The organism is Campylobacter sp. 2018MI01 (genome assembly GCF_018501205.1).
GTDB lineage: Bacteria > Campylobacterota > Campylobacteria > Campylobacterales > Campylobacteraceae > Campylobacter_E.
In genome coordinates this window covers 1-5913 of the sequence record NZ_JAHCZE010000075.1, presented here as the reverse complement: position 1 = coordinate 5913, position 5913 = coordinate 1, and the positions used below count along the sequence as shown (strand labels likewise).

Below are 5913 nucleotides of genomic sequence, written 5' to 3'. Positions count from 1 at the left end.
TATTACTTTGATTAATATGTTTAATACTTTTAATTTAGGGTTTTTATTGGTTATAAATTAAATAAAATTTAAAGAATTTAAAATAGGAATCAGTGCTAAAAAAGGGGCTAAAGCTTAAATAAACATATTGCTTAGATTTATATTTGTATTTTTAGTTAAAACACGCTTTCTATATAAATTAAAATTCGCTCTCATCTCCAGCTATAAGTGCATTTATAGTACATACAACAGCATACTTTGTACATTTATCCATTTCACCTTTAATTCCAAATGCTCTATCTCTTGGAAGATAATTTGTATAAATTAAATATAACTTAAATTATGTTTGATTATAAAAAATAATCAAACATAGAATTTCAATTTGCATTATTATGTAATTTATGTAGCATTTATGGTTTAAGTTATGTAATATTATTGTTTGTGGTTGTATTTTATAAATTAAAAAATATTATTGAAAGTTATAAAAATTAATCTTGTTTGATTTTTACTTTATTGTTGTGGATTTTTTCAATTTTTACAATTTCACCTTCTCTTAAGGTTAAATTATCAGTTGTTTGCCAAAATGAACCTTTATAATAAATCATACCATTTTTAACAACGCCTTCGCCTTGAGTATTTAAAAAATCATCGTCATAATTCTCTACTTTTTTAGTTTTAACAAAAAATTTAAAAATTATAAGTAAAACAAGAGATATAACAGCAATTAATATTATTTGTAATTCTAAATCTAATGGCTTTATTAAATTAATTGCACCGACAATAATAAATCCTATAGCAAAAAATATTATATAAAAACTACCGACTAATAATTCTAAAATTCCTAAAAATATTCCTATACAAAGTAAATATAGGCTACTCATTTTTTGCCTACAAATTCTTTTAATACACTTAAAGCTCCTATTAATTCAGTGCTTTCATAAGGGACTAATATTTTATCTTTATTTTCACTTTTTGCTAAAGCTAAAAATGCTTCTACTCTGCCTTTAGCTAATAAAAATTCAGCTGCATTAATGTTTTGTGCCATTGCTTCATTTATGTTATTCATAGCTTCTTTTTGACCTTGAGCTAATGCAATTTGTTCGTATTTTTTAGCATCAGCCATTCTTTCTATTGCTTCAGCGTTTAAAACTTGCTCTTGCTTTAATGCTTCAGCATTTTTTATAAGTGCTACTTTTTGTGCTTCAGCGTTTAATTCTATAGCTCTTTTTTCTCTTTCAGCTTTCATTTGTAAATTCATTGCTTCTTCTATGCCACTAGGAACTGAAATTTCAGAAATTTCTACTCTCATAATTTTTACACCCCAGTTATCAGCAGCATCTCCAAGTGCAATTTGTAAAGCACTATTTAAACTATCACGACTACTTAAAGTATCATCAAGATACATACCGCCAATCTCACCCCTAAGAGTTGTCATAGCTAAATTTGATATAGCTTTTTTATAATTTTCAACATTATAAAATGCCATTTTTCCATTTGTTACTTTTAGAAAAACTATCCCATCAACTAAAATATTTACATTATCTTTTGTAATAACTTGTTGTTTTTCTATATCTATTAGTTGCTCTTTAATAGTAATTATTGATTTAACCATATCAATAAAAGGAAAGATTAAATGAAATCCTCCGCTTAATTCTTTGTGAAATTTACCTAATCGCTCAACTATTACAATATCGCTTTGCGATACTATAATTATAGACTTTATTAAAATGACTATGATTAAAGCTAGTAAAACTCCAACAAAAATTAAAAATTCCATCATCTCTCCTAATTTAAATTAAATAAACATATTACTTAAATTAACATTTGCATTTTTAGTTAAAACACGCTTTCTATATACATTAGAAACTTCGCTCTCATCTCCAACTAAAAGCGCATTTGTAGCACATACAGCAGCACAAATAGGCACTCTTCCTTCGCTTATGCGATTTTGTCCGTAAAGTTCTCTTTCTTCATCACTATTTGTCTCTTCAGGGCCTCCTGCACACATTGTACATTTATCCATTTCGCCTTTAATTCCAAATGCTCCATCTCTTGGAAATTGTGGAGCACCAAATGGACAGGCATATAAGCAATAACCACAACCAATACATTCTTTTTTATCGTGTAATACGATACCATCTTCACGAATATAAAAGCATTTAACAGGGCAAACTTGAGCACAAGGTGCGTCAGTGCAATGCTGACATGCTATTGTCATTGACACTTCTTTGCCTTCAATACCATCATTTAAAGTAATTACTTTTCTTCTTTTAATACCAACAGGAACTTCATGTCCGCTTGAACACGCAACTTGACAAGCAAAACAACCAATACAACGATTTTTATCAACAAAAAACTTCATTCTAGCCATTTTTATGCCCTTTCTATCTTGCAAAGTCCAGCGTTAAATTCGCTAATTTGTGTATTTGGATCAAAACCATAGTTTGTAACCGTATTTGACATTTCGCCTATTGTATAAGGTTTAGTGCCTTCTGGATAGTTATGACTTAAATCAACTCCTTGTAAAACACCAGCGAAGTTGTAAGGTAAGCAAATTCTATCTGGAGTTACACTTCTATTGTGAATACATTTTACTTTAATCTTAGTTCCTTGCGGGCTATGTATCCACATCATTTCTCCATCGCCAATATTGTGTTGCATTGCAAGCTCTGGATGAACATTAGCAAACATTTCAGGTGTAATATCAGCTAAATATTTACTAGTTCTCTCAAGCATACCAGCACCACTTAGATTTACTAAACGCATTGAGCTAATGATAATAGGAAAATCCTTGCTCCAGTCTTGTTTTTGTTGCTCGCTCTTAAACATTGTAGTAACACGGAAATTTGGAGTTGTTTGGTCGTCAAATGTTGGATATTTTTGCACCAAATCCCATCTTGGTGAATGCACTGGCTCTCTATGTTTTGGAATTTGGTCGCTAAATTCCCAAACTATAGTTCTAGCTCTTGCATTTCCTAAGCAACAAGCACTTTTTTCACGGCATTTTTCTAATATAATTCCTGAAATATCTGTGCTCCAAGAATTACCCATTAATTCTTTTTCTTCATCACTTAATGTAATACCAAATACTTGCTCAATATTATCTTTTTTAATTTCAGGATAACCACCTTTAACCTTAGAACCAACAGGAGTGAATGAATTATCAGCTAACTGACTAACTCCATTATGCTCAAGTCCAAATCTATTTCTAAAGCCCATTCCACCTTTTTCATAAGGAACATTTGGGTTCCATAAAATAGCAGTTCCAGGGTGTTTTGCATCCCATACAGGCCAAGGTAAGCCATAATATTCGCCTTTTACATCTCCACCAATACCCATTAAAGTATCAGGGTCAAAATTAGCCCAATTTGCTTGATGTTTTCTTAAACGCTCTGCACTAATACCACGAAGACCAATTGATAATAAACCATTACTCATTTCTCTTGTAGCATCATCAGGCCATTTCGCATCAACATCATCAGGAATTACCTGAACTAATTTATGATTTTGAAGTTCAAGTTTCATACCACGAGTATATTCTGTATAAAAGCCAAATTTCTTAGCAAACATAAACATAATCTCTTGGTCTTCTTTACTTTCATAAATTGGTTTTACTACTTGACTTCTCCATTGCATAGAACGATTTGTAGCTGTTACATACCCTTCTGTTTCAAATTGAGTTGAAGCAGGAAGTATATAAATTCCATCAGGGCGATCTGCTAAAACTGCAACTTCATTTACAAATGGTTCAGCAACTACTATTAAATCAAGTTTTTTAAGTGCTTCTTGAATTTTAACAGTGTGAGCCATAGAAGTAATTCCAGTTCCTTGAACCCAAAGAACTCTAACAGGAGCATTTGAATGAGTTGTATCCGTGCCATAAGGAACTACGCCTTTAACACCTTGCCACCAGCGAGATAAACTAAATCCTTTTTCGTGCATCCATTTTTTGCCACCATTTGCACTATCATCTACAAAGCGTTTTTGCATATCTTCATAGCTAACTCCCCAAAAATTGCAAAAATGTTTCCAAGCACCTTCAGCTAAGCCATAATAAGCAGGAAGTGTGTCTGCTAAACATCCCATATCTGTTGCACCTTGAACATTATCGTGACCACGAATAATATTAGTTCCGCCACCAGGTTTTCCAATATTTCCTAACACTAATTGTAAAATAGCTAAAATACGAGTATTTGAACTACCAACTGAATGTTGAGTAATACCTAATGACCAAAATAGTGTAGCAGGTTTTGTAGTCGCAAATAATTTTGTAACTTGAATTAGAATTTCTTCACTACATCCGCAAATATCAGCAACTTCGCTAGGAGTATATTTTTTAGCTTCTTCACGAATTAAATCAACTCCATAAGACCTATTTTTGATTATTTCTTTGTCTTCCCAACCATTTTCAAAAATAAGATTTAACATTCCATATACAAATGCAATGTCAGTTCCTGGACGAATTCTTACATAAATATCAGCATGAGCTGCACTTCTTGTAAAAATAGGGTCAACTACGATTAAAGGAGCATTATTTCTATCTTTAGCTTGTAAAATATGCTTAAATCCAATAGGGTTTGCAACTGCTGAGTTTGCACCAAACATAATCATACATTTTGTATTACCTACAACATCACCAAAGTGATTTGTCATAGCGCCATATCCCCAAGTATTAGCCACACCGGCTACTGTTGCGCTGTGTCAAATTCTAGCTACGTGATCTATTGAGTTTGTTCCCCAAAATGCAGCAAATTTTCTAAAATAATATGCTTGTTGATTGTTAAACTTAGCTGAACCTAAAAACATTACGCTATCAGGACCGCTTTCTTTTCTAATATCTAGCATTTTATCGCCGATTTCATTTACAGCTTGTTCCCAGCTAATTCTTTCCCATTTACCATTAACTCTTTTTAATGGGTATTTAACACGACATTTTGATTTGGTTAAATCAATTTGGTCAATTCCCTTACAGCAATGACTTCCAAGTGAAATTGGATGGTCTATTGCGTTATTTTGTCTAACCCAAACACCATTTACTACTTCAGCTTCTATACCACAACCAGCACTACAAATAGAGCAAACTGTGCGAACACTTTTACTACCTTCATAAGGCATTTTAACTTTTTCATCTGCCTTTAAGGTTGCGTTTGTCGCACCAAATGCGGTAGTGCTTGCACCTGCAACTGCTGCAAGTTTTAAAAAGCTTCTTCTACCTAAATTACGCATTTAAATCCTTTCTATAAATTAATATGCAATTTTATAAAATTTTTCCCAGTGAAGGGTCTTTTTATATAACACTTCTTTTTTCTTTGCACGACCAGATACTACACCAGAGCTATTATTTTCGCTACTTGTTGCTGCATTTAAACCTACGCTAGCAACAGCACAGGTAGCTCCAGCACTTAATGCTTTTTTAAGAAAAGCTCTTCTTTTGTTCTCCATGGCTGCCTCCTTACTAAAATTTTAAAAAGTAACCTAAATAATACATTATTGCCTTAAAATTAGGCTTAAGAAAATAAACAAAATTATCTAAAAAATAATATTATGATAATGATAAAAAGAGTCGGTTTTGATAAGAAAAATTAAGATAAAAAAACACCTATTTTTTAAAAATATTTATGTAATAACATCTAGCATTGCTTGTGGTAAATCTACATTTTTAAATATTGCTAAAGAAAATGAAATATTTTGCATTAGTGCTGATGAAATTTCTTCAAAAGTTTTTTGCTACAAATGGAAACAAATTCGTAAAAAATTAAATATTTCAAATTCCTATTTCAAATTCTTAAAAGAAAAAAAACAAGCAGTGGCAAATGTGATTTTTAATGATAAAACAGCTAAGAAAAAATTAGAAAAAATAATGCACTCAAAAATCAAAAAAGAAATTCTCAAAAAAATCAAACAAAATAAAAATAAAATAATTTTTGTAGAAAT

6 protein-coding genes are annotated in these 5913 nt (G+C 31.3%); 1 reads left to right on the top strand and 5 read right to left on the bottom strand.

Annotated elements, in window-relative coordinates:
* Positions 1-467: 467 nt before the first annotated feature.
* The 5 genes from KJQ97_RS08580 to KJQ97_RS08555 are packed head-to-tail and all read right to left on the bottom strand — an operon-like array spanning position 468 to position 5421.
* The gene (locus KJQ97_RS08580; protein ID WP_214120579.1) at positions 468-860 is read right to left on the bottom strand and encodes an NfeD family protein; all 393 of its coding nucleotides are present in this window, start codon (positions 858-860) and stop codon (positions 468-470) included.
* Positions 857-1759 carry an SPFH domain-containing protein gene (locus tag KJQ97_RS08575; RefSeq protein ID WP_214116983.1) on the bottom strand — a complete coding sequence of 301 codons (903 nt, stop codon included), beginning with the start codon at positions 1757-1759 and terminating at the stop codon, positions 857-859. Before KJQ97_RS08575 ends, KJQ97_RS08580 begins: the two co-directional genes overlap by 4 nt.
* Positions 1760-1774: 15 nt before the next feature.
* Entirely contained in the window at positions 1775-2350 is a 576-nt protein-coding gene (gene fdh3B / locus KJQ97_RS08570; RefSeq protein ID WP_214116984.1) for a formate dehydrogenase FDH3 subunit beta, read from the bottom strand.
* 2 nt (positions 2351-2352) lie between these two features.
* Positions 2353-5205 carry a formate dehydrogenase subunit alpha gene (locus tag KJQ97_RS08565; RefSeq protein WP_214116987.1) on the bottom strand — a complete coding sequence of 951 codons (2853 nt, stop codon included), beginning with the start codon at positions 5203-5205 and terminating at the stop codon, positions 2353-2355.
* Positions 5206-5223: 18 nt separating this feature from the next.
* On the bottom strand, positions 5224-5421 hold the full coding sequence (locus tag KJQ97_RS08555) for a twin-arginine translocation signal domain-containing protein (protein ID WP_214116989.1): 198 nt from the start codon (positions 5419-5421) through the stop codon (positions 5224-5226).
* A gap of 127 nt (positions 5422-5548) precedes the next feature.
* Here KJQ97_RS08555 and KJQ97_RS08550 point away from each other — a divergent pair.
* The coding region (locus KJQ97_RS08550) for a dephospho-CoA kinase (RefSeq protein WP_214120577.1) at positions 5549-5913 on the top strand (365 nt) is incomplete at its 3' end.

What these genes read in the sequence shown, in the direction of transcription:
- KJQ97_RS08580 (WP_214120579.1), bottom strand. Translation starts at nt 860, where the DNA reads ATGAGTAGCCTATATTTACTTTGTATAGGAATATTTTTAGGAATTTTA.
- KJQ97_RS08575 (WP_214116983.1), bottom strand. Translation starts at nt 1,759, where the DNA reads ATGATGGAATTTTTAATTTTTGTTGGAGTTTTACTAGCTTTAATCATA.
- fdh3B (WP_214116984.1), bottom strand. Translation starts at nt 2,350, where the DNA reads ATGGCTAGAATGAAGTTTTTTGTTGATAAAAATCGTTGTATTGGTTGT.
- KJQ97_RS08555 (WP_214116989.1), bottom strand. Translation starts at nt 5,421, where the DNA reads ATGGAGAACAAAAGAAGAGCTTTTCTTAAAAAAGCATTAAGTGCTGGA.